This is a genomic window from Pectobacterium fontis (assembly GCF_000803215.1).
In the GTDB taxonomy this organism is placed as follows: domain Bacteria; phylum Pseudomonadota; class Gammaproteobacteria; order Enterobacterales; family Enterobacteriaceae; genus Pectobacterium; species Pectobacterium fontis.
Window position 1 is genome coordinate 19,837 of the sequence record NZ_JSXC01000014.1, and the last position, 25,103, is coordinate 44,939.

Genomic DNA, 25,103 nt, shown 5'->3' on the forward strand with positions numbered 1-25,103 from the left:
GCCATTGGCTTAAGAAAATCGATGTGATTGGTACTTCTCTGCCCCTGATGCGGTACGCTCTCTGACGGGCGGTAAAGTTGCAATAAGCTCTGCTTCACTATCAAAAATATGCACAAAAGGGTAAAATAGCGAAATTATGGCAGTTACCCAATGATATTTATTGCTTTTTTATTGTGAATTTTTCAGGAGTTTATCATGCAGCAGTTACCTCATTGTCCTAAATGTAGTTCTGAATACACCTGGCAAGAAGGTGAAATGTTTAACTGCCCTGAATGCGGGAACGAGTGGTCGGCAACCGATGAAGCGGCGCAGGATGACGGTTTAGTGGTAAAAGATGCTAACGGCAACCTGCTGGCAGATGGCGATACGGTGACGGTCATTAAAGATCTGAAAGTAAAAGGCAGTTCGACGCCGCTGAAAATGGGTACTCGCGTGAAGGGTATTCGTCTGGTGGAAGGCGATCACAACATTGATTGTAAAATCGACGGTTTCGGGCCGATGAAGCTGAAATCCGAGTTTGTTAAGAAGAACTGATTCGGGTGTGATGAGGTGTGCGCCGAGCCTCATTTGCTCGGCGTGCCGCATTTTTTCATCTCTGGCTGGTTTTTTCACACCAGACAATCCTTTACCATAGCCTGTATTGATTTCTTACCTGGCTATATGGATATCTGATGCGTCATTTGGCTCGTTTTCTCCCTCTGCTCGTTTTACTCTCTGCCTGTAGCAGTCAGCCTGCTCCTCCTCCCGCAGAAGCGCCTTCAGGTAATCCTTTTAAAGGCGGTTTCCTGCTTGAACCCGCGCACAATGTGCATCCGTTAGGCGGTGATTTTGCCACCAATCCGGCTACCGCACGGTTTGTCGATAAAATGGTGCTAGAGCACGGTTTTAATCGTCAGCAACTGCACGATGTGCTGGTGCAGGCAAAAAGTCTGGATTGGGTGATCCGTCTGATGGATAAACAAGCCCCGACATCGCGGCCGCCTTCAGGGCCGAATGGTGCCTGGAGTCGTTATCGCAACCAGTTTATTACGCCAGACAACGTGCAGAACGGCGTGGCGTTCTGGAATCAATATCAGGATGCATTGCAGCGCGCTCAGAACATCTATGGCGTTCCGCCTGAGATCATCGTCGGGATTATCGGTGTTGAAACGCGCTGGGGTAGGGTGATGGGGAAAACGCGCATCATTGATGCCTTGGCAACGCTGGCGTTCGATTACCCGCGACGTGCCGATTACTTTGCAGGCGAGTTGGAAACGTTCCTGCTGATGGCGCGTAATGAAGGCAACGACCCACTCAGCTTGCGCGGCTCTTATGCGGGGGCGATGGGCTACGGGCAGTTTATGCCTTCATCCTTCAAAAGCTACGCGGTAGATTTCGATGGCAACGGGCATACGAATCTGTGGGATCCGGTCGATGCCATTGGCAGCGTAGCCAACTACTTCAAAGCGCATGGCTGGGTGAAGGGCGCACCTGTGGCAGTTCAGGCTAACGGTCAGGCACCGCTGCTGGCGAACGGTTTTAATACCCGCTATTCGCTGACTGAACTCCAGGCGGCGGGATTAACGCCTCAGCATTCACTGGCAGGATATAGCGAAGCTAGCCTGTTGCGGTTGGATATTGGCACAGGCTATCAATATTGGTACGGCTTGCCGAACTTCTACACCATCACGCGCTACAATCACAGCACGCACTATGCGATGGCGGTGTGGCAACTTGGTGAGGCCGTAGGTCGCGCGCGTTAGAACGCCTACGGTATCTGTTGTTTGGTGTTGGTCGTCCTAAAACGGTGAATCTCAGGGATGAGATTCACCTCTGGGCCACTCAAGCGTACAGAGATGCATTCACACCGTTCTATAAGACTAACTCCATGTTATGTAAGGGTATATGTGCCCAGGCTTGAGCTTCCTTCTGTTATCGATAGGTTATTGCGCGCGCAGTACGCTGGCCATGATTTGGTTTTGCCAGTCGAAATAGGGGTTAAAGGTCAGACGCACATGGGTTTTCCCGTTTTCTACGTATCCCCAGTCGGAATACCACAATGTACTGCGATCCTGACAGAGTTTCAGGTCGTTCAGGGGTAGGCCGTTGGCGCAAATGACGATCGCACCGGTTTTACCGTATTGCTTGTTTTCTGGGGAAAACAGAAGCGACATATGCGAGAACTGGCTGATACGCCATTCGGGCAGCGAACCCGTTCGCACCAAAACGCGTGAGGAATGGACGCCAGCGGGGCGATCGCCATACCAGATCAGGCGGCTGGACGGGTGGGTAAACTGCGTATCGAACGCATTGACAACATAAGCGGTATCGACAACGGAATCATGCTCCGCCAGCACGATGAGCACCGGTTTGTCATAAGGTTTTTTGGCGAGCAGTGAACGCACGCCGCTGCTGGAATAATAATATTGGGCGAACCCGTTGGTTGGCACGCGCATATAGCGGGTTGCCAACTGTTGTGGAAAGCCGGGGCGTGGCGGTATCAGCCAGTCGGTAAATACGGACAGCAGCGGGGTCAGGAAATCGTATTTTTCGTTGGATTTAATCGCAGGGGAAAATAACACCAGCCCGTTGATTTTCGGGTGCTGTAAGGCATATTCCAGTACCAGATTGCCACCGGTGGAAAAGCCGCCCAGATAAACCTCATCGACCTCTTTGCTGAGGATCGTGGCTTGTTCGGCAACCACTTTGCGCCAGTCGTCTATGGTGACGTGCAACAGATCCGATGGGCGGGTGCCATGACCCGGTAGCAACACCGTTCTCACCAAAAATCCTTGCTCGACCAATTGCGGTGCCACGTCGGTAAATGAACCCGGAGAATCCCCCAGCCCATGCACCAGCAAAATCGCTTTGCGAGGCTGGCCGAGAGGGCGAATTTCATTCGGCGTATTCCAACGTAATTCCAATTGCTTATCCGTGGTCTGGAAGGCGCGATGTTGTGCTACCCAACGTGTCGTGTCTTGCTGGTAACGCGCGAATGACGTTTGTCCTAATGGGGCGATATCGCGTGGGGTGCTATGACATCCAGCCATGACGATCACGCCGATGAGGGCCAACAAGCAGGCCATCACCCGCTGCCAGACTACCCACGGAACGAACCGGAATACGTCTATTGTCATTTATGCTCCTTGCCTGCTGGTAACATCAATCTGAAAACTAACGAGATATGGCGTTTCGACAATACTATATTTGACGTTATTGATCATGCAGATTGCTTAACGCGCTGATGACGGTCTTGCACCACATCCCGAAGGGTGAAGTCTGGTGGGGGGAGGCGATTGAAAAGCGTAAAACCGAGTTGTCGCAGGGATGAAAATGCAACAGACCGTGCATTATTGTACGGTCTGTTGACGATGGATGCGTCAGAACCCCAGAGGAAATATTAAATTAGATGTGGGCTCTGCTAAAAGACTTACAGAGCTTTAACGTTTGAACGGCTGACTTTGCAGTTCTTGGTATCCCAGTATTCGCCGTGTTTCTCAGATTTGCCTTTACCTTTTTCTACACCGTTGAACTCTTCACAGACAGGCGGTTTACCCTCTTTGTAGCCTTTAATGCGCAGATCGCGAATTTCAGCGACATCGCCAAAGTTACGGTTTACGCCCGCGATGCTGTCAATGGTGCCGTTAACGGTTGCGCTAATGATGGTCAGGTTACGTGGACCACCGTTGTTGGTGCAGTCACCGCAAGAACGCCACAGTTTGCCGTGTTGACCGGTCAGGGTGAAGTTACCCTGTACGATAGTGTGGCTATTTTTCGCATTTTGTTGCAGCACTTTGTCCGGCTTGCCGCCAGGACCATTGGTGGTGTTATGTGCGACACCGCCGACGATGGTCATGGTTTTGCCGTTGTTGGTCGCGGCATCTTCACAAACGTCTTCCCAGATCACGTTTTCGATACGGCAGTTGCCTGATTTACAGTGAATACCGTCAGAACCGCCTTTCTCGGCGATACGCAGGTTTTTAATGGTGGCATTTTCCAGCGTGATAACCGGAGGCTGACTATCGCTGTCGCCTTTACAGCTCAGGCCCAGAGTAATACCGCCGCAGTCGACGGTTTTATCTTTGATCACCGCGCCTGCTTTACATTCTGAACTGGCTGCCTTAAGCGCAGTGGCACGTAATGGTGCTGGCGCTGTTGATGCAGCATTAGATTTCAGGACGCTATTATTGCCGCTAACGGTATCTACCCAATACCAATATTCCGACGTTGGATTAGCCGTTAAATCCGTAAAGGTTCTGTCGGTGGAGTTGAGTTCTGCAATTTTTTCGCTGCCAGCTTGAATATTACTGGTATTGCGATACACGTCCTGGCGCACAACGTTGCCTGCATCGGTAGACCAGCTTAAATAGGTGGCATTATCTTTTTTCAGCAGCATCAACATGGTGTTATCAGCCTGAGCCTGAAAAGAAAAAGCAGCAGTACATAAAAATATCGGTGTTAAATACTTAAACATGTGTTTTTCCTTGTAAATTAAACGGATATTTTTTCTCTTTATTTAAGAAGATAAAGAGGGAGTCCTAGCGCATCGGGGGGGATTATATAATAAAGTGTGTCAAATAAATAATAATTAATAAAAATTGTTGATATTTAGGTGGGGGTTTAATTTATTTGGTGATTATTTATTTTTAATTTATTTTCTTGTTTATAATTTTTATCTCAATCATTTTCTGATGATTATTTGGAGAGTCCTCATTAATAAATAAGAAAAATGAATGTTGTGAAGATGAGGGAATCATACAACCCGCCGACGGTAATACGTGACGGGATTCCTTTTGTTTCCACACATCTGTTGATGCATCATTTAATTTTCTGGTGATAATGAAGAGACTATCCCATTAGCGCTATTTCCTTTGCCATTTTGAATGCTGGTATTAATCTATACCCACGCATACCTGCGTAGGTGGCTTAACGTTCACGCAGGGCTTCATTCACTTTGTTCAGCGGTTTAATCAGATAATCCAGCACGCTTTTCTGACCGGTCTTTATCTCGACGTTGGCGACCATGCCGGGCACGATCGGGAAGGTTTCCCCCGCTTTGTTGGTTAGCTCTGCCTGCGTGGTGCGCACATAAACCCGATAATAAAACTGATCGCGCCTGACCTCGTCCTGAAGGGTATCAGGGGACACGCTTTCAACCTCGCCCGTTAAGTTGCCGTAGATGGAGGAGTCATAGGCGGTAATTTTTACCGTAGCGGGCAAACCCGGTCGGATGTAGGCAATGTCACGCGGGTTGATGCGTGTTTCGATCAGCAACTGATCTTCCAGCGGGACGATCTCCATCAGCTTGCCGCCCGGTTGCAGTACGCCGCCAACGGTGGTGACCTGAATGTCCTTCACAATACCGCGTACGGGGGATGTGATGGTCGCGCGCTTGAGTTGATCGGCTTTCCCGCTGACGACTTCCCGCTGTGCTTCCAGATCGGCGTTGTTTTTGACCTGCTCTTCCTGCGCCCGCACGGCGTATTGGTTGCGCGCTTCGTCAATTTTTCCGCGTATTTCGCTAATCTGGCGGCGTAACCGAATCACTTCCACGGCGCTGGCGGCACCGCGCTGCACCAGCGGCTCCGTCATGCGTAGCTCCTGCTCGACCAGCCGCATGGATTGTTGCAGATTGGCGACCGTTTCATCGCGATTGCGCAAACGTGATTCATAGAGCCGACGTTCGCGTGCGGCCAGCGCCGGTTCTTTCAGGGTATCCGCGCTGAACGTCAGCGGCTCGCCGCTAAGCTCGGCGTGCAGACGTTCGGCGGAGGCCCGCAGGGTCTGCACGCGGGAGAAGGCTTCGCCGTAGACGGACTGGAAGCGATTAATATCCAGTTGTGCCAGCACCTGACCTTTCTCTACGACATTGCCCTGCTGGACATAGAGGTGGCCGATGATCCCGCCATCAAGACTTTCAATCACCTGTGCACGGGTCGAGGGCGTGACTTTGCCGCTCCCGACGGATACTTCATCCAGCACGGCGAAGGTCGCCCAGATGAAAAAGACGATCAGCCCCAGCAGGCTGAGCCAGATAATGGCGGATACGCGCCGCCCCTGGCGTTTGAGGTCATCATGGATCGTAATACTACTCATTATGTTTCCCCTTACGCCACGCTCTGTGCGGTATTTGTCGGTTTGCTGCTTGCTTTCAATATCTGGTCACGCGGGCCATCTGCCACGATGCGTCCACCTTCCATGACGATCACGCGGTCAACCAGCTTGAGCAGCGCGGGTCGGTGCGTCACCAGTACCAATGTGCGGTTGGTCAGCCAACTGCTTAGCTGGTGAATCACATGACGTTCCAACTGTTCGTCCATCGAGGCGGTGGGTTCATCCAGCAGCACAATCTGAGGATTGCGCAACAGCATCCTGCTCAGCAGGATCATCTGCCGCTGACCGCCAGATAAACCGCGTCCACCTTCATGAATAATCCGATCCAGACTGGCGGCATCCTGCTGGATCACGCTGAGCGCGCCGCTAATTCGCAGCGCCTGTAACAGTTCCTGTTCGGTGGCGTGCGGGTTACCGAGCATCAGGTTTTGCCGCAGGCTGCCGAAGAACAGGCGTGAATCCTGTGACAGAAACCCGAGCTGGCGGCGAACATCTGCCGGATCGATCTGGCTGATGTCTACACCGTCAATAATGACCTTGCCGCGCGTCGCCGTAGCCTGATTGGCAAGCAGCTTGAGCAGGGTGGATTTGCCCGCGCCGACTTTACCCAGCAGCGCCACCTTTTCTCCCGGTTTGATATCCAGCTTGCCGATCTGCAAGGCGGCATCGCCCTGTTCGGGATCGTAGCTGTATTGCACGTTGTGGAACTGGAAATGCCCCTGAAGGATCGGGCAGTGCGCCATTTTACTGGCTTCCGGCCGATCCAGCGGTTTTTGCAGGATGTCATCCAGCCCGGTCATGGCGGTTTTGGCGTGCTGCCAGCGGGAAAACACCATGGTCAACTGCATGAGCGGGGCGATGGTACGTGAAGAAAGCAGGCTACAGGCCACCAGCGTACCGGTGGTGATATCGCCCGCCAGCACCAGATAGCTGCCGAACACCAGCATACCGGCATAGGTGAGTTGCTGGACGGTCGAGGCCCAGCCGCTAAGCCGCGCCCCCCAGACGCGCTGCTTCATCCCGATTGACGCGCTGACCTCGTGTGTCTGTTCCCACTGGCGCTGGAAATAGGGTTCGGCCTGTAACGCTTTGATATCTTCGATGCCTTCGATGGATTCGACCAGCACCGCATTACGCAAGGCGCTTTCGCGCATGCCCTCTTTGGCGAGTTTCGCCATCGGCCATTGCAGCATTAGGCCGGGGATCACAATCAGTGGGATCGCCAGCAAGGGGATCAGCACCAGCGGCCCGCCGATCATCGCCATGATACCGAGGAAAAGAAAGACGAACGGCATGTCGGCGGCCGCGCCGACGGTCGTCGAGGTCAGCAGTTCTCGCACCTGATCGATTTCCCGCAACTGCGAAATAAACGAGCCGGTAGACTTCGGCCGCGCCTCATTTTTTATCGCCAGCGCGCGGGCGAACAGCATACCCGATACGCTCAGATCGATACTCTTGCCCATTAAATCGGAGACGATGGTGCGCGATAAGCGGATGGCGTACTCTAAGGCGGCGGCAAGCAGTACGCCGAAAAAGAGCACCCACAGCGTCGGGATCGACTGCGCCGGAATGACGCGGTCATACACCTGCATGGAAAACAGGATCCCCGCCAATGCCAGAACGTTCCCCACGATAGAGGCGAGAGAGATTTCCCCGATCTGCCGTTTGGCACCGAGAAAATGTTGCCAGAACCAGTGCTTACGGTACGGTTTGACGAAATCATCGATGCGAACATCGCGCCCTCGCTCCGCGATGCCGACTAACACGATCATTCCCTGACTGGACGTGAGCAGTTCGGTCAGTGTGGCCTGACGCTGAAGGTCGCCGCCGTCATTCAGCCAATAGGTTGCGATGCCTTCATTATTCAAGGATTCGATGACGATCACGTCGCCAGCGTCGGTTTCCACCAATACCGGTAACATCTTGTTGCGCCAGTGGATCTTCTCTGTGTGCCGCAGGCTGATGCTCAGCCCCATCAGGTGGCTGATTTGCTCTAACTGGCGAGCAATAGGCTGCTGTTCGTACCAGCGCATTTGCTGGCGTACCGATTGGATATCGACCATCTGTCCATAGTGAGCGGCGGCGCGCGCCATCGCGGCAATCCAGGTTTCAGTTTGGGTAACTTGTGTCATTCACATTCCTGCCTGTTTTTATCCAGCGGGTAAACCGACTTACAGCGACGGGAGCGTTTCGCCACTGGCCTGATGACGCTCAATACCCAGCATATCCAGCAGATTATCAACGGCAGCCGCATAGTTAACCGCCGCTTCCCAACCGTCATATAACGCACCGATACGTGAGGTTTCAGCCTGCAAGACGTCCTGTTCAACGCTGAGCAGGTCATTCAGGCTGCGTTTACCGAGTTTGTATTCATCCTGATAAACGTTGAGGGTGTAGGTCGCGCTGGTGATTTGCTGCTGACTGGCTTTTTCACGCTGTTGCGCACCGATGAGATCGGCGTAGGCCGTTGAGGCTTTCTGGTTCATATCCAGTTTCGCCGCTTCGACTTCGGCCTGTGCCGCTTCACGCGTACCTGACGCGGCATCAACGCGCGCACTGACGGCACCGCCCTGATAAAGCGGGGCTTCCACCACGAGCTGTAGCTGGTCATCCCAATAATGACGTCTGTCGGTTTCATGGCGGGTACGCCCTGCCTGCACGGCAATGGTTGGCCAGTGCTGGGCTTGCGCCTGACGAATCCGGTGGCGCGATGCTTCCTGCTTGGACTGTGCGCTTAACACCGCGTTACTTTGCTGATAGGGGAGCGTCTTAAGCGTAATCTTTTGTTGCAGTAACGCATGGGGTAAGTCGGGCAGGGCGGTCGGGAGGACGCCCGTCAACACGCTAAGTTGCGCCAGCGAAGAGCGTTCCTGCGCCCGGTATTGTTCCCGCGTGGCTCGCATTCCGGCGATTCGGGTTTCCGCCTGCAACGTGTCGGATTGCGTACTAAGACCCGCCTCAGAACGGAGCGTCGCGATGTCTTTGACCTGACTGAGCGACGTGAGGTTACGCTCCGCTGCCTGCCCCAATTCCTGATAGCGTTTGACTTTCAGATAGGCCAGTAAGGTTTGCTGACCAACCGTAGTCATCACGCCGTAGAGCTGATAGCGGTAGGCATCTGACAGGCTATGCTGCTCATCAATACTACCGCCCGTCTTACCAAAGTCGTACAGGAGCTGTTTCAGCGTGATGCCCGCCGTGGAATTGTTGCTTGTCGTACCGCTGGTATCACTTTGACCGGATCGGCCGACATTGCTGTTCAGGCCGATTTGCGGGAACCAGGCGCTTTGTGCGACGCGCAGATCGGCTTCGCCGACGCGAATTTGCGCTGACGCCTGGGCGATTTGCGGGTTGCGTGCAAACGCGCGCAGAATAGCCTGTTTGAGATCCAAACTACCTATCTGCTGTTCTGTCGGCGCGGCTGACCAGTCAAACGCGACAGCCTGAGCGAGCGTCGGTGGACTATAAAAGGAAAGCCCCCCGCAGACCAACCCGATCGCCAGCACATAATGCGGTGTGTGGCGTGATGTGTGAGTCAAAAAAGTACGATTACGCAGAAAAAATGTGTCTCTGCTAAAAAATGGGTTGTACATCAATAGCCCCTGTTTTCATTACTCTTTGTTTTAGTGCCTTTGCGGCTATTTATGCCGCTATGCGGCTTCTTCGTCGGTATCAGCCTTAACGAACCGCTTGCGCCGCGTCCGTGCGGCTGAGGCTTAAAACACCGTTACACCATATTGACGAGCAGACCTTGCTGCACCAGCACATCCCCCAGACTGTTGGCATTACCCAATGATGAATGATGGTAGACATCAAAGCGCTGCCCCTCGATATCGCGCTGTCCTACCGTGCTCCAGGCCCCTTCGCCCGGAATCAGGTTCACCTGATTTCCTTCACCCCCGACGATCCGCAGATCGTCCTCTGGCTGGTCGGTGATGTTCAGGGCGCGGTCAAGATCCAGCGTGATGCTGTTGGCACCGTTTTGGCCTAAATCGAAGATTTCCACGTTATCGACTTTCAGCCCCAGCACGGTGAGGTCCAGATTGAGTTCGGTGCCATTCAGTACCAGCGTATCAATGCCGTCCCCGCCGTCGATCCGGGTAAAGTCGAGCGTTGAAAGCGTAATCAGATCGTCGCCGTCGCTGCCTTCAACCTCCATACCCGTTTGCACACTGCCGTCGGCCAGACTGATAACGACGCCGCCAATGGCATACACACTGTCCTCCACGTCGGTACTGGTGCTGTTGTCGATGGTGGTTGTCTCACTGAGCGCCGCTGCTGACACGTTTGCGCTGACGCTCAGGGACTGCACATCGGCACCGGTATCGAGTGATTCACTGGAGAGTGAGGCAACCTGAGCCACGCTGCTATCGTCAACGTCCACTGCCGCTGTGCTCAATAGCGGTAATCCAATCGCGATGCCAGACGTTAAGCCCGCCGACACCCCGGTGAAGTTACCTGCCTCATCGGTGACGGAGGCTTCCACGGCGGTTCCCAGCAGCGCGGTCAAAATCGATCCCACGTTGAAGACGTTAATCCCCAACAGCGAACTGCTGAAGTGCGCGCTCCATGTTCCATCCGCTCCCACCGTACCCTGTAGCGTCTGGCCGAGCAGTGTGACGGTTACTTTGGCTCCTTGCTGCACATAGCGTGAGGTTCCGCTGACGGTGACGCCGTTCGCCAACAGCCCAACGGTGTTGCCAATCAGCGACCCCACTGCATCAATGCCTAATTGCGGCAACTGGTGGGTTTTCACGATCACACTGCCGCTGACGCTATTGGTGTTGCCGTAGCGATCCGTGACGGTGACACCGATGGACAAGTTGCCATCCGCGATGTTGAGCAAATTGGCGCTTGGTACACTGATGCTCCAGGTGCCATTGCTGGCGACAGTGGCGCTGAGTACTAGCCCGCCGACGGTCAGCGTGACGTTACCGCCTGCGGCATGGGTTGTGGTTCCGCTGATGAGCTGATTTATGCCTGCTTCGGCCAGATTCAGGTAGCCATCTCCGCCAAACAGGGAGCCAAGGCTGACGGTTGGCAATGCATGGATACCCACACCGACCGACACGCCCGCACTGGTGGTTTTTCCTGCCGCGTTGGTCAGAGAAGCACTGAGGGAAAGCGTGCCGTCAGCCAGACCGCCGAGATCGAGAGGGGACAGACTGACCGACCAGGTGCCGTTGCTTTGCACCACGGCGGATAGCGTCTTGCTGCCCAGCGTGATTTGAACGGTAGAACCGACAGCATTGGTACTGGTTCCGCTGATCACCTGACTGGTGGCGGCTTCTACCGCGTTCAGCAGGCCGTCACCACCAAACAATGGGTTAATCGCGAGCGTGGGCAACGCATTGATAATGACGTTCAGTACGCTGGTGGTTTCTCCCACGTTACCCGCCGCATCCACCACACGAACGCCGACATTAGTGACGCCATCCACCAGGGATTTTAAATCGAGACTTGGGATTGGCAGGCTCCAACCGCCGTTTGTACCGACCGTGGCGGTGTAGGTCTTGCTACCCAGCGTGACGCTGATCGCAGTGCCTGAAGGCACGTTGGTTGTCGTCCCGCTGATGGTTTGGGCGCTCAGCAAGCTGCTGAGATCCAACACACCATTATTGAACAACGGGTCAAGGGTGATGGTCGGCGGCAATATGGCTACATTGAGACCGGCGCTAACGCTATTGCTGTTGCCTGCCGGATCGGTGACCGTCGCGCTGACGGTGAGGTTGCCGTTGGCCAGACCGGACAGTTGCAGCGGTGTGACGCTGGCGCTCCAGGTGCCGTCATTGCCAACGGTCGCATTGAGCGTCAGCGTGCCGATACGTATGACGATGGACGATCCCGCCGCCGCGTTGGTGGTGGTGCCGCTAATCGTCTGCGTCAGTACCGATTCTGCGGCGTTAAGGAAGCCATCGCCGCCAAACAGCGATCCCAGGCCAATTGTCGGCAGGTTTTTGGCAATGATATTGATTACGTTACTCACCGTGCTCGTGTTGCCGGCAGCATTGGTGATGGACACTCCGAGCGTCGCACTGCCATCGGCTAACACGCTGAGATCGGACGGTTGCAGCGTCAGGCTGAATGCGCCATTCGCGCCAACGGTGGACAGGAACGTTTTACCCCCGAGCGTCACTGTCACCTGCGATCCCAGCGCCGAATTCGTGGCGACACCGCTAATCGTCTGCGCGACCAGTGCTTCTGCCGCGTTGAGGAAGCCATCGCCGCCAAATAGCGGATTCAGCGTAATCACGGGCTGGGCGAAATCGAATTTAATGCCGACGCTGCCGCTGGTGCTATTGCCTACGCTATCCGTCGCGGTGGCGCTGACGGTGAAATCTCCACTGCCCAAGCCTTGCAGAATACCCAACACGCTCGGGGTGACGGTCGCACTCCACTTGCCATCGGAACCGACGGTCGCGGTGGCGATGTGTGAACCTGCAATGCTGAGCGTAATGGTTCTGCCCGCCAGACCGGTCGCCGTACCGCTGAGGGATTGGTTGACCAGCAGGTCAGCCAGATTCAGTAGGCTATCGCCAAAGGCAGGGTTGAGCGTAATGCTCGGCAGATTTTTAATAATCGCCGGGATATCTATCGTTTGGCTTGCGATGTTTCCGGCATGGTCGATGACGGTGACGCCCAGCGCCAGCGTACCATCCTGCAAGGCCTGCAAATCAAGAGCGGGAACGGATAGACTCCAGGCTCCGCCTGTGCCGACGCTAATTCCGGTGTAAACCTTGTTGCCCAGCGTCACGCTGACGCTGGCGCCTGCGCTGATATCCACATTACTGACTACGCCGCTGATAATCTGGCTGGTCGCGGCTTCCGCCGCATTCAGCGTGCCATCCGTGAAGGCCACGACGGAATTAATGACTGGCAGGGATTTCAGGACATCGATATCAATCAGTTCGTTCTTCACATTGCCGTGCGAATCGACAATCGCGACATTCAACTGTAGCAACCCATCACCTAATACACCGAGTAACGTCGGCGGCAGCGACACACTCCAGACGCCATTGGCGCCGACGTTGCCTTCCACTGTCGTACCCAACACGGTGACCTGGACTTTCGCGCCTAAATAATCCCCTGTGGCTGTACCGCTGATCACCTGCGTCACCAGCGATTCGGCCAGATTGAGGATGCCATCGTTACCGAAGATATCGGTAATCCCAGCGCCGAGCGTCTGGTTTAGCGCGACATCCAATGTGACATCAAGGTGTGTGCTATTGCCTGAGGTATCGGTCAGCGTCACGCCGATGACCTGCGGCCCGTCAATCAGGCTTTGCAGATCGAGCGCGAGCACCGGAATGGTCCACGTGCCATCAAGGTCGACGGTAGCTGAACCGGTTAACGGCCCGGCGACGAGCGTCACTGTCGCGCCGGGTTTACCCGTCCCCGAGATCTCTCCTCCCGCCAACGCTTCAGCCAGCGTCAGGATATTGTCATCGAACAGGTTTACGCTCAGTAACGGGGTGGCCGTATCGACGGTGACGACCTGCGTACTCGTTGTGGTATTTCCCGCGGCGTCTGCGAGCGTCGCGGTAAGGGTATAGCTGCCATCGGCCAACGCTGCCAGATCGGCGGCGGGGACGCTCGTACTCCAGATCCCAGTTGACGAAACCTGAGCCGTGTAGGTTTTTCCATTCAGCACTACGCTGACGAGCTGACCGGCCTCCGTCGTGGAGGCGGTTCCCGTAATCGTTTGTGCGGTACTGATTTCCTTACCGTTCAGCACGTTATCACCCGCAAACGCAACGATATCCAACGTAGGCGCGATGGTATCGACCAGTACTGTTTTGGTGTCGGTTATTAGCGGAAATGCTGTTACGTATGCGGTGACGTTCACATTACCATCAGCCGTGAAATAGTCGCTGGCGGCAATGGTGGTTTCCCAGTCGCCATTGGCATCGGCACTGATTAAGCCAATAACGGGTACGCCCCCGATTAACACGGTTATCAGGCCCATCGGCTGGCTAGACACTTGGCCAGAGATGGTGATATTACCGCTTTTCTCTGCGGCGTTGATGATGTCGTCGGTTGCTATTGTGTCGATCACCATCGTTGATGGCGGTTGTGTCAGATTGACGCTGAATGGCACGCTGGCTGGTGCCGCTGGGTTACCCGCGTTGTCCGTCGCATTGGCCGTGATGGTGTACGTCGTATTCGCCAGAACTTGCAGCGCGGCTGAAGGAATGGCGGTGCCCCAGGTGCCGTCAGCAAGCACTTTCGCCGTGTAATTGACGTTATTCAGGCTGACGGTCACATTTTGCCCCACCTCCAGCCCGGTGGCGGTGCCGCTGACGATTTGTGCGACACGACTTTCTGCATAGCTGAGGCCATCCAGCCCGGCAAAGGCGGTAATGCTAAGTGTCGGTGCCGTTTGCGCGATAGTCGCTTCAGAGTTCAGCGTGGTGGTGTTACCTGCGCTATCCGTTGCGGTGATCACGATGGGGTGTGTGCCGTCAGCAAGCAGGCTAAGCTGGGCTGACGTCAACTCAGCGGTCCAGACTCCGCTGTTAAGCTGCACGGTGAGCGTTTGCCCGCCAAGCGTCAGCGTCATGCTTTGGGCATCCCCCGCGTTACCGCTCAACGTTCTGCCCAGCAGGGTGCCCGCTTCCGCGATACTCAGGTAACCGTCGCCAAATGGGGGATTCAACGTGATGGCTGGTGGTGTGAAGTCGCTGGTAAACAATATCGGCGTAGAGCCGATATTGCCCGCCGCGTCGGTCGCGGTCACCGTGATGGTATGTTGACCATCGCTCAGCGAGTTCAACGCATTTTGTGGGAGCGTTACCGACCAGTTGCCGTTGTTATCCACCGTCGCCGTGTAGCGAATGCCGTTAAGATCGATCTCCAGTTTCACGCTTTGCCCATTACCGCTAATCTGGGTGCGACCAGAGAAGGTGAGGGAGGATGCCGCTTCGACGCTACTCAGGATTTCACCAAATGGGTTTACGTCAACAATCGGGGTCGGTAGCGTCAGTGCAGCACTGACATCGCGCGCAACGCTGGTATTGCTGTTGCCCACCCAGTCGGTGACAGTGACGCTGATGCTGTAATCGCCTTCGGTGAAGATCGCCAGATCGGTAAGGCTCAGATCGCGGGACCAGCCGCCTAACCCATCCGCAGTGGCGCTAAAGGTGGTGGCTATCAGCGTAGTTTTATTGGTCACAGTAATTGTGACTTCCTGGTCTGCACTGGTAATACCGGTCTTACCGGTCAAGGTTTGAATGGCCTGAATTTCAGTCGCGTTGAGGGTGCCGTCGCCAAAAGGCAGATCCAAGGTCGCGGCAGGCTGGGTGGCGATCAGCACATTTGCTGTGGTCGAGGTGCTACTGCTATTACCCGCCGTATCGGTGACAGTGACCGTGAAGTTCACCGAGCCATCCGGCAGGTCGAGCAGAGTTTGACTCGCCAGCGCTAACGACCAACTGCCGTCGGCGTTCACCGTAGCCGGAACGCTGGTGCCGTTAATGCTGACCGATACGGTTTGTCCCTCGTTGCGGGATAGCCCGGTCTGACCGGATAGCGTCGCGCCCGATTGCGCATCAGCCAGACTCAGTTTGCCATCGCCAAACAGGGTATCCAGCGAGGCGACTGGCACACCCACGATGACGCTGGAGAAGGTTCCGCTTGCTGTACTGGTGTTGCCCGCATGGTCAGTGACGGTCACGTTGATAGTGTGTGTGCCATCGCCGAATGCGGCCAGATCGGCGGCGGGCAGGGTGACACTCCACTGGCCGTTTGCCGCGACGCTGGCATTGTAGGTGGTGGTTGTCGTGCCGTTGGTGACGGAGACCGACACGCTTTGACCTGGATCGAGAAGCCCCGTTGCGCCTGTCAGCAGTTGATCCACGGTACTTTCTGTCTGGTTGAGTATGCCGTCAACAAACGGTGTGTCGATGCTGATGGCGAACTGCGTGTGGATGACGACATCCAGCGTACCGCTTGCACTGCCGATATTCCCTGCGCTATCGGTGGCGGTCACACTGACCTGCACATTACCATCCGCCAGAACATTCAGCGCATTAGCAGGAATGGTTGCGCTCCACAGACCGCCCGCAAGCGTCACGCCCGTGACGGTGTAAGCGCCTATCGTGACCTGAATGGGCGTCCCGACGGGAAGATGGGTGTAACTGCCTTCGATGGTCGTTTCTGTTGCCAGTTCCGCACTGGTGAGGACATTGTTGTCATACAGCGGATCCAACGTCAGCGTCGGCAGCGATTGCGTTTTTAGCGTGATATCAAGGCCGGTCGTGCTGACATTCCCTGCGCTGTCGGTCATGCTGGCCTCAAGCGTTTTCACGCCGTCGCCCAACGCCAGCAGATCGTTTGCCGCAATAGCGATTTGCCAGACGCCGTTGCTATCGGCAACGACGCTATAGACTGCCGTACCGACGTTTATCGTGACCAGAAGACCGGCTTCACCTGTGCCGCTCAGCGGTAGCCCGGCCAGCGCCTCTGCCAAACCGATATCGCTGGTATCAGCCAGCATGTCGATGGACAGCAGCGGTGGGAGAGTATCGACCGTAAACGGATGCGTCGCCGTAGTCGGGTTTTGCGCGATGTCGCTGACCGTTACGACCACATCCTGACTGCCCTGCGGCAGATTTTGCACATCGCTGGCGGGAACGGTTGCGCTCCAGTTACCGTCAGCGCCAACGGTCGCCAGATAAGTTTGGTTATTCAGCGTGACTGTAACGCGCTGGCCCGCCTGAACATTTGTCGTTGAGCCAGCGATCAACAGGTCGGATTGGGTGTCCTGCGCGTTGATAACATCATTATTGGAGAGCGTCGTGATAGTGATGCGCGGCAGGTTGGCGGTATCGGTGATCACGGTAATGCTATGCGTCGCCGAAATGGGGTTACCGCTGGTATCCGCCACGCTGGCGCTCACGGTTTGCTTGCCATCCGGCACGTTGCCGACATCCGTGGCGGGAATCTGTACGCTCCAACGGCCATCCGCCCCCACCGTGGCAAAGTAGGTTTTAGCGTTAAGCGTGATAGTGACCTGCTGACCCTGTTCCACCTGCTGACTGCTACCGTTGATGGTCAGTGGCAGGCTCGATTCTGCCAGATTGAGGTAATCATCGGTTGACAGTGTGGCTATCGTCAGGGTTGGCGCGTTAGCTGGATCGGTATCCAGCGTAATCGAGTGGCTGATGCTACCGATATTGCCTGCCGCATCTGTCAAGGTGGCGGTGATTGCCGTGAGGCCGTTCGGCAGGTTTTGCAGATCGCCAGCGGGTACGGTGACACTCCAGGTTCCATCGGCCTGCGCCAACCCCTGATAGTGTTGTCCATTGATGGTGACGTTGACAATAATCGGGCGACCGCTGTCGTTGACGGGCGATGTACCGCTGATTTCCAGCGGCAGCAGGCTTTCTGCGATGTTGATGATATCGTCGGTGCCAATCGGGTTGATGGTCAGCACTGGTGGGGTTAAATCCACGAATACGCTGCCCTGAACGGTGGAAGTATTGCCTGCTGCATCGCTGACGGTAACGGAAATGTTGAGTATTCCGTCTGCCAGCGCCGTCAGAACAGGCGAAGGTATTGGCAGGCTCCAGTTGCCGCTGCTGTCAACCGTACCGGCGTAAACGGTGTTGCCAAGGGTGACGCTGACGGTTTGACCCACAGCGTGAATCCCCGTGGTGCCGGAGAGTGTCTGCGCGGTTTGTGCGTCACTGAGGTTTAGATAGCCGTTACCGAAGGGAATATTCAGCGATGCCACTGGCGGGTTATGGATGCTGATGCCCAATTGCTGTGCCCCCGACAGGGCATTGCCAGCCTGATCGACTGCCGTGACATGCACCGTGATAATGCCGTCTCCCAGCACTTGCAGGTCGGCAGGCTGAATGCTGGCGCTCCAGGTGCCGTCTGGCTGCACCGTGGCGGTATAGGTTTTCCCGTTGAGTATGACATTGACATCCGTACCCGGCGTGACGTTGACGGCGCTGCCGTTAATCGTCATACCGCTTGCTGCTTCCAGCGCATTTAACTGGTTATCCCCGGTAATTGGCGCAATAGACAACCCACTCGCGTTAGTATTAACCGTCACGCTGCTGCTGGAGGTGGCGGTATTGCCCGAAACATCGCTGACGCTGACGCTAATCGTCTGACTCCCGTTAACCAACTGCGTCATGTCGGTGTCTGGAATTGTGGTACTCCAGCTTCCATTCGACAGCACCTGTGCGGTATACGTTTTGCTATTAAAGCTAATCGTCACCGTCTGGCCTTGCTCCACATTTTTACTGGTGCCGTGAAGCACCTGACTGACCTGGACTTCCGCCCCGTCAATAATGTTGTTGCTGGCGAAATTACCAATGATGATGACGGGGGCATTGAGCGGGCTGGCATCAACGTTAATGCTCTGCGTTGTCGTCGTCGTGTTACCTGCGACATCGGTCAGACGGGTAACGATGCTGTAATTGCCATCGGACAAGCTGCTCAAATCCACTGACGGAATCGTGATGCTCCAGGTGCCATCACTGCCGACGGTGCCGCTGTAGGTTTTGCCATTCAGCGTGCTAGTCACGGTTTGCCCCGCGTTGGACGGCGAAGTGGTGCCAGTGAGTGGCTGATCGCTTTGTACCTCGGTACTGTTCAGGATGTTGTCAGTAGCTATGCTGCCCGTTGTTAATGTCGGCGGGGTGAGCGCCACGGTAATCGGGGAAGGCAGGGTGTGGCTGTTTCCGGCGGCATCGCTGACGCTAACCTGCAATACCGTGGTTCCGTTTGGCAAATTTTGCAGATCGTTTACAGGGAGTGAAATCGCCCAGTTACCGGCGGCATCAACGTTCCCGGTGTAGGTCACGCCCCCCAGTGTGGCCGTGACGGTTTGCCCTGGTGAGGTGATACCGGTTGTGCCGCTGAGCGTCTGAATAACGCCAGCCTCTGCGGCATTGAGGATGCCATCGCTGAACGGTGTGTTCAGCGTCAATGACGGACTGTTTTGAATGAGGACATCGATCGTGCGGCTATTGCTCAATACATTCCCCGTGCTGTCTACCGTGGTGACGGTAAGCGTTGAGGTGCCGTCGGTCAGCGCGCTGACATCTGCCGTAGACACAGTGATGTTCCACGCACCGTTCGGCTGTATCACGCCATCGTAGCTTTTTCCGTTCAGCATGATCGTGACGGTCGTGCCTGCCGTTACGTTTTGGCTGCTGCCGCTGACAATCAGATCTTGCGCCGCTTCGATTTGATTCAGTTTGTCATCGCCAGCGATGGTATCGATGGCGATGCCGCTCAGTAACGTATTCACCGCGATCGTCTGACTGACCGTTGCCGGGTTGCCGCTGACGTCGTGGGTGCCGATCGTGACGGTATGCGTACCTTGTGCCAGATGAAGGAGATCGACAGACGGTACGCTGACGCGCCATTGGCCAGTGCTATCGACCGTCGTGATGTAGGTGTTGTCGCCGAGTGTTACGGTCACACGCTGCCCAGCCTCGACATTCAGGCTGCTACCGCTGATGACTTGCGCGACGTTGATTTCACCCCCGTCGATGATGTTATTAAACGCGATAACGTTGACGGTGAGCAGAGGCAGGTTGGCTGGACTGGCATCCAACGTTAATGCCCCCGTGCTGGTGGTGCTGTTCCCGGCGGCACTGGTCAATGTTGCCGTCACGGTGTAATTACCGTCAGGCAGAGCCTGAAGATCGGCGGCAGGAAGCACGGTACTCCAGCTACCGTCAGCCTGAACCTGAGCCTGATAACTTTTATTGTCGATGGTGATAATCACGGGGCGTCCGGCATCCGACTGTAGGGCATTACCCGAGATCACCTGATCGTTCAGGATCTCGGCGGCGTTGATCATGCCGTCGCCCGTCAGCGGTTTCAGCGTGAGCAGCGGAGAAACCAGATCGACGGTAATACTGCGGTCGCCCTCCACGCGATTGTTGGCGCTGTCGCTCGCCTCTACGTGGATGGTCTGTAGGCCGTTGGGGAGAAGTTGCAGATCGGCGGCGGGAATCGCTGCGCTCCAGTTCCCCTGATTATCCACGGTTGCCGTATAGGTTTTACCGTTCAGTGTGACGATAACGCTTTGTCCCCCGCCGCTGATGCCGGTTTTACCTGTCAGGTTTTGTTCGCTGGCCGATTCGATGATATTCAGAATTCCATCACCGAAAGGCGTGTCAATGGTGGGCTGTGGCAGGTTATTAATATGGATATCCAGGTTACGGGTGGTGATTACCGGGATATCGCCGGGATTGGCGGCGCTGGCCGTAATAGTCGTTATGCCATCGGGTAACGCGAGCATGTCACTGCTTGGGACGATCACGCTCCAACTGCCGTTTGCGGCAATCGTACTGGTATAGGTTTTTCCATTGAGTGTAACGGTAACGTTTTCACCCGGAGTGATGTTGACCGTCGAGCCAGAAATCGTCAGCGGCTGGGAGGCTTCGAGACGGTTGATATGGTTATCTATTGCGACAATGCTGATGGAAATACTGTCGCTACTGATATCGATAGAAGAACTGATTTCATGGGTCCCTTCGTTACCCGCCAGATCGGTGACCTGAGCAGAGATAGATACCGTACTTTCGCTGAGTTCAGCCATATGCTCAGCCGGAATTTCTACACTCCAGTGACCACCATGCTGGATAGTGGCAAAGTAGAGTTTATTGTTAAAGGCAATCGTCGCCACCTGACCCGTTTCCACATTCGAACTGGTGCCCGTTAGAAGCTGGCTGACGTTAAGGTCTGCCGCCGTAATGACGTTGTTTTCATCAACAAAGGCGTTAACGAGGATTGTCGGATGGAATGCGGGATCGGCGTTGAGCGTAATGGACTTCTCGACGCTGGCGGTATTACCGACCGCATCGGTTAGCGAGGCGGAGAGCGTGTAGCTGCCATTGGCTATACCGCGTAGGGCTGCGGTGGGTAAATCGATGCTCCAGTTGCCATCATTGCCCACAACGCCAGTATAGAACTGTCCATCAAAGGTGATCACGACGGTGCGACCCGCTTCACTGATTGAGGCGGTGCCGTTGATGGTTTGATCGCTTTGCGATTCGACCAGATTAATGATGTCATCGCCTGCCAGAGTGCCCATGGTCAGGGTAGGGGCGGTGAAGTCGGTATGGCTGACAAACGTCTTACCTGCCTGATTGCCGGCGGCATCCTGCGCGGTGACCAATAGCGTGTTGCTTCCTTCCGGTAGTTGCTGGAGATCGGCCGCAGGTACGGTAACCGCCCAGTTCCCCGCAGTATCCACCGTCCCCGTATAAGACTTCCCACCGAGTGACAAGATGACGGTCTGCCCTGCGCCGTTGATGCCGGTGTGGCCAGTTATTGTCTGGCTGACCAGCGCTTCGGCACCGTTCAGCGATCCGTTGCCGAATGGGGGATCAATCGTTGGCTGTGGCAGTGTATGAATGTGTACGCCGAGCGTCTGCGCATCGGTGACAGCAGCGCCTCCCGCCACCGTTACGCTGGCGGTTAAAGTCGCATCGCCATCTGACAGAAGCTGGAGATCGGCACTAGGGATTTGCAGCGTCCAACTGCCGTCTGCGGCAATGGTCGTGGTGTAATTTTTCCCGTTCAGCGTGACGGTAACCGTCTGCCCGACAGGAATGTTGGCGGTATTACCGCTGATCGCTAACGGTTGAAGGGATTCTGCTCGGCTTAACAGGTTGTCGCTGGCGATAATATTGATGGCGATGCTGTCGCCAGATTTGTCTATGTTGATATCACGGCTTTCGCTTGCGGCATTGCCTGCTTTGTTAGTCACGTTAACGTGAATGCTGTGCGTGCCGTCTGCCAGCAGGGCGATATCTGCGGTTGAAACATGGGTGCTCCAGATACCGCCAGACTGAACGGTAGCCAGATAGGTTTTTCCATTCAGGCTAATGGTGACAACTTGCCCTGCCTCAACGTGGGTGGTCGTCCCACTCAACGGTTGGCTGACTTTTGCCTCCGCGCCGTCAATGACGTTATCGTCGGCGACGTTGTTGATGGTAATGGTCGGGGCGGTGGTCTTGCCGCTGTCGATGGTCAGCGGGTGCGTCACTGTAGCGGTGTTGCCTGCGGCATCGGTTAGCGTAATGGTCAGGTTATGGTTACCGTCTGCGATAGCGACCAAATCGGCCGTCGGCAGCGTAATGCTCCAGTTGCCGTTATTGCCGACGGTAGTGACGTAGGTTTTGCCGCTGAGCGTCGCGGTAACCGTGCGACCCGCTTCGCTCAGCGACGCCGTCCCACTGACCAACTGGTTGACGGCCAGCTCAGTACCATTAAGAACGTTATCCTGAGCGACCGCTGAGACGCTGAGGGTCGGCGGCGTCGTGTCCACGCTGATATTCTGCGTCACCGTGGTTTCGTTACCTGCAATATCGCGAACCACAATTTCCAGTACGCTGACGCTATCCGATGGCAGGTTTTGCAGCACGTCTTTAGGGATCGTGACCGTCCAGTGTCCGTTGGCATCCACGGTTCCGGCAACGTAATACCCGCCGATCGTCAGGCTGACGGTTTGGCCTTGGCCGCTAATCCCGGTTTCCCCACTGATAACCTGATCCTGTGCCGCTTCAATGCCGTTTAGTACGCCGTCGGCGAAAGGGGGTGTCAGCGTGATGGACGGGAGAGCATTGATGTGTACATCCAGCGTGTGGTCGACGGTGACGGTAGACCCACTGCTCCCCTGGACGCTGGCCGTAAGGGTATGACTGCCGTCAGTCAGGACAAGCAGGTCGGCGCTTGGGATATCAACAGACCATTTGCCGTCTGCTCCCGTGGTGGTGGTGTAGCTCTTCCCGTTGAGTGTGAGGGTGACGGTTTGCCCCGCAGCAACGTTGGCCGTTGTCCCGCTGACTGACAGCGGTTGTCCCGCCTCTACGGCATTCAGACGGTCATCTGCCGAGACAATGCTGATATTGACCGCTTCGGCGGTGGTGTCTACGGTGATGGTTTGCGGTGGCAATGTCGTGGTGTTGCCCGCTTTATCGGTTAATGACACCACCAGACTATAAGTCCCGTTAGTCAGCGCCAACATATCGCCGGAGGGAATTGAAACATGCCATGCGCCATCGCTGCCCACAGTCGTGGTGTAAGTGATGCCGTTGAACGTGATTGTCACGATCTGCCCGACATCCGATAGGGAAGCCGTTCCAGAGACGACTTGTGAAGATTGCAGTTCATCCGCGGTGACCAGATTGTTTCCGGTAAACGGCGACAGAGACAGTTCCGGCGGCGTCGTGTCCACGATAATCGTGCGGTTAACCACGGTGATATTACCGGCGTTATCGGTAATCGTGAACGACATGGCGTGCTCGCCTTCGCTTAGCGCACGCAGATCTACGGCAGGGAGAGTCAGGGTCCAGTTGCCGTTCGCATCAATGGTGGTAACGTAATCTTTTCCATTTAACGTAATGGTGACTTGCTGTCCCGCTTCGCCCGTTCCGTTGAGAATCTGACCGTTTGCCAGTTCTTCGACGGTGAGGTAATTATCACCGGTAAATTTATCAACGGTTAAATGCGGAGGCAGAGTATCAATAGTGAGATTGACCGTTTTCTCGTGGATCACGCCATTTGCACCCGGCACGCTCACTTTTAATTCATAAATACCGTCCTCCAGTCCGGTAAAGGTCCCTGCTGGCAGAGTCAATTGCCAGGTGCCGTCGGTGGCCACCTCTGTGGTATACACCACGCCGTTCAACGTGATGGTGACGGTTTGCCCTGCGTTGACGCCTGACGTTTTCCCGCTAAGAGTATAGGCTTGCCCGATCTCTGTACGGTTCAGGATATTGTCTCCCGCGAAGGGATTAATGGTTAAAGGCTCCGCTGAGGTAGGCGTGGTGGAGGTATTGTCATCGTCGCTTGATGATCCAACCGCGATGGCGGTTCCACCGATAGCGACGGCGCCAAGAATAGCGCCTAGCGTGGTTGCAGAGATTACGCTGGCAGCGGTGCTCCCCACCAGTAACGACGCCATATTGCCCAGCATGGCGTATTCTGGCGTGAGCGCGACGGCCTCCCCTGCGAGCGCCGCTCCTTCTGCCGCTGCGGCACCGGAGAACTGTGCATGGATGAGCCGGGTGCCATCATCAAAGACCAGTTCACTGTGATAGCCTGCGGCATCCAGTGTGAAGAAGCGTTGATAGCGAACTGTACTGCCGTCTTTCATGTGCAAGATAAGATCGTCGCCGACGCGCTCATAGCGAGACACGATATCCGGCGTGCCAGAGATTCTTACCGTACTGCTTTCCAGTAGCTCGACATTCGTTGTTTTGGCTGGAATCGTCCTGATGAGTTGGCCATCCTGACGTGACAGGATATCTGCATTTCCCGCGATAATATTCATATCTGACATGAAGTAGCCTCTTACTTATCTGTAACCATTATCTGCATACTTCCCCCGGCAGAATGAATGCGGTTTGGGAGAAGTACGGGTGTATGCGCGACCAAAAGAAGCGCGAAATAGACCTGGTTAAGAAATCTGAAACAGTAAGAATGGCTAAATATATTGCTGTGTATCTCTCTTCCATGAGGACTAGATCGTCGAGATGATGTTTACCCGAGCCTTGATAGGTATAGGTACGCTTTACGCAAAAATCCAATTTTTTTGAAATATTTTGAAAATAAAAATACGAAAAACGATTAAAAGAGACGTTTTTTCCTTATCTTGTTGGTTTTTTCGGGTTATTTGATTATTAATCAATAGATTATTTTTGTATTTGTTCATCTATTCATGGCATATAAGAGGCGTTCCCATAAGCGTTAATGTGATGGGGTTCATGAATTCCTTTTCGGGTGTGGGGTCTTTGTTTTTTCTTATTGTATCAATTTGTGTTTTTTGTTTTTTGCTGATAAAGCGAGAGGATTAACGCGGTACGTTGTCATAAAAACGATAATTAGCTACGATAATTCATCACTTTTTCTAATCATTTAAGCCGGAGGTGTATCCAGGTGCCTTGTGAATATCGTCTACAGGATGGAATATCAAACGCTTTTGGGCTGAGGCCGGCGCTCTGTAACACGGTGCTGTGAGTCATGGCACACCG

Annotated in this window: 8 protein-coding genes; 2 read left to right on the plus strand and 6 right to left on the minus strand. The window is 55.0% G+C overall.

The annotated features are described in order from the left end of the window. Positions 1-195: 195 nt before the first annotated feature. Both OI69_RS04665 and mltB read left to right on the plus strand, forming a co-directional pair. The gene (locus OI69_RS04665; RefSeq protein ID WP_039346732.1) at positions 196-534 is read left to right on the plus strand and encodes a zinc ribbon domain-containing protein YjdM; all 339 of its coding nucleotides are present in this window, start codon (positions 196-198) and stop codon (positions 532-534) included. A gap of 137 nt (positions 535-671) precedes the next feature. Further along, positions 672-1,742: a lytic murein transglycosylase B gene (gene mltB, locus OI69_RS04670; protein ID WP_039346734.1), complete on the plus strand. Its 1,071-nt coding sequence runs from the start codon at positions 672-674 to the stop codon at positions 1,740-1,742. Positions 1,743-1,922: 180 nt separating this feature from the next. Here the strand turns inward: mltB and OI69_RS04675 are convergent, their stop codons facing one another. The 6 genes from OI69_RS04675 to OI69_RS04700 all read right to left on the minus strand — a co-directional run bounded on the left by OI69_RS04675 (position 1,923) and on the right by OI69_RS04700 (position 24,412). Then, positions 1,923-3,116: an alpha/beta hydrolase gene (locus tag OI69_RS04675; protein ID WP_039346737.1), complete on the minus strand. Its 1,194-nt coding sequence runs from the start codon at positions 3,114-3,116 to the stop codon at positions 1,923-1,925. Between the two features lie 293 nt (positions 3,117-3,409). Continuing rightward, complete coding sequence (gene pelI, locus OI69_RS04680; protein ID WP_039346739.1) at positions 3,410-4,453, minus strand: pectate lyase PelI; 1,044 nt, start codon at positions 4,451-4,453, stop codon at positions 3,410-3,412. A 452-nt stretch (positions 4,454-4,905) separates the two neighbouring features. Further along, positions 4,906-6,075 carry an HlyD family type I secretion periplasmic adaptor subunit gene (locus OI69_RS04685; RefSeq protein WP_039346741.1) on the minus strand — a complete coding sequence of 390 codons (1,170 nt, stop codon included), beginning with the start codon at positions 6,073-6,075 and terminating at the stop codon, positions 4,906-4,908. Between the two features lie 11 nt (positions 6,076-6,086). Beyond that, a complete protein-coding gene (locus OI69_RS04690; protein WP_039346742.1) occupies positions 6,087-8,225 on the minus strand; it encodes a type I secretion system permease/ATPase in 2,139 nt (712 codons plus the stop codon). Positions 8,226-8,264: 39 nt separating this feature from the next. Next, positions 8,265-9,686: a TolC family outer membrane protein gene (locus OI69_RS04695; RefSeq protein ID WP_080752605.1), complete on the minus strand. Its 1,422-nt coding sequence runs from the start codon at positions 9,684-9,686 to the stop codon at positions 8,265-8,267. A 134-nt stretch (positions 9,687-9,820) separates the two neighbouring features. Then, a complete protein-coding gene (locus OI69_RS04700) occupies positions 9,821-24,412 on the minus strand; it encodes an Ig-like domain-containing protein (protein ID WP_039346744.1) in 14,592 nt (4,863 codons plus the stop codon). Positions 24,413-25,103: the final 691 nt, after the last annotated feature.

Bases quoted from the DNA above. Each gene is read 5' to 3' on its own strand.
- OI69_RS04665 (WP_039346732.1), top strand. From the start codon at position 196: ATGCAGCAGTTACCTCATTGTCCTAAATGTAGTTCTGAATACACCTGG.
- mltB (WP_039346734.1), top strand. From the start codon at position 672: ATGCGTCATTTGGCTCGTTTTCTCCCTCTGCTCGTTTTACTCTCTGCC.
- OI69_RS04675 (WP_039346737.1), bottom strand. From the start codon at position 3,116: ATGACAATAGACGTATTCCGGTTCGTTCCGTGGGTAGTCTGGCAGCGG.
- pelI (WP_039346739.1), bottom strand. From the start codon at position 4,453: ATGTTTAAGTATTTAACACCGATATTTTTATGTACTGCTGCTTTTTCT.
- OI69_RS04685 (WP_039346741.1), bottom strand. From the start codon at position 6,075: ATGAGTAGTATTACGATCCATGATGACCTCAAACGCCAGGGGCGGCGC.
- OI69_RS04690 (WP_039346742.1), bottom strand. From the start codon at position 8,225: ATGACACAAGTTACCCAAACTGAAACCTGGATTGCCGCGATGGCGCGC.
- OI69_RS04695 (WP_080752605.1), bottom strand. From the start codon at position 9,686: ATGTACAACCCATTTTTTAGCAGAGACACATTTTTTCTGCGTAATCGT.
- OI69_RS04700 (WP_039346744.1), bottom strand. From the start codon at position 24,412: ATGTCAGATATGAATATTATCGCGGGAAATGCAGATATCCTGTCACGT.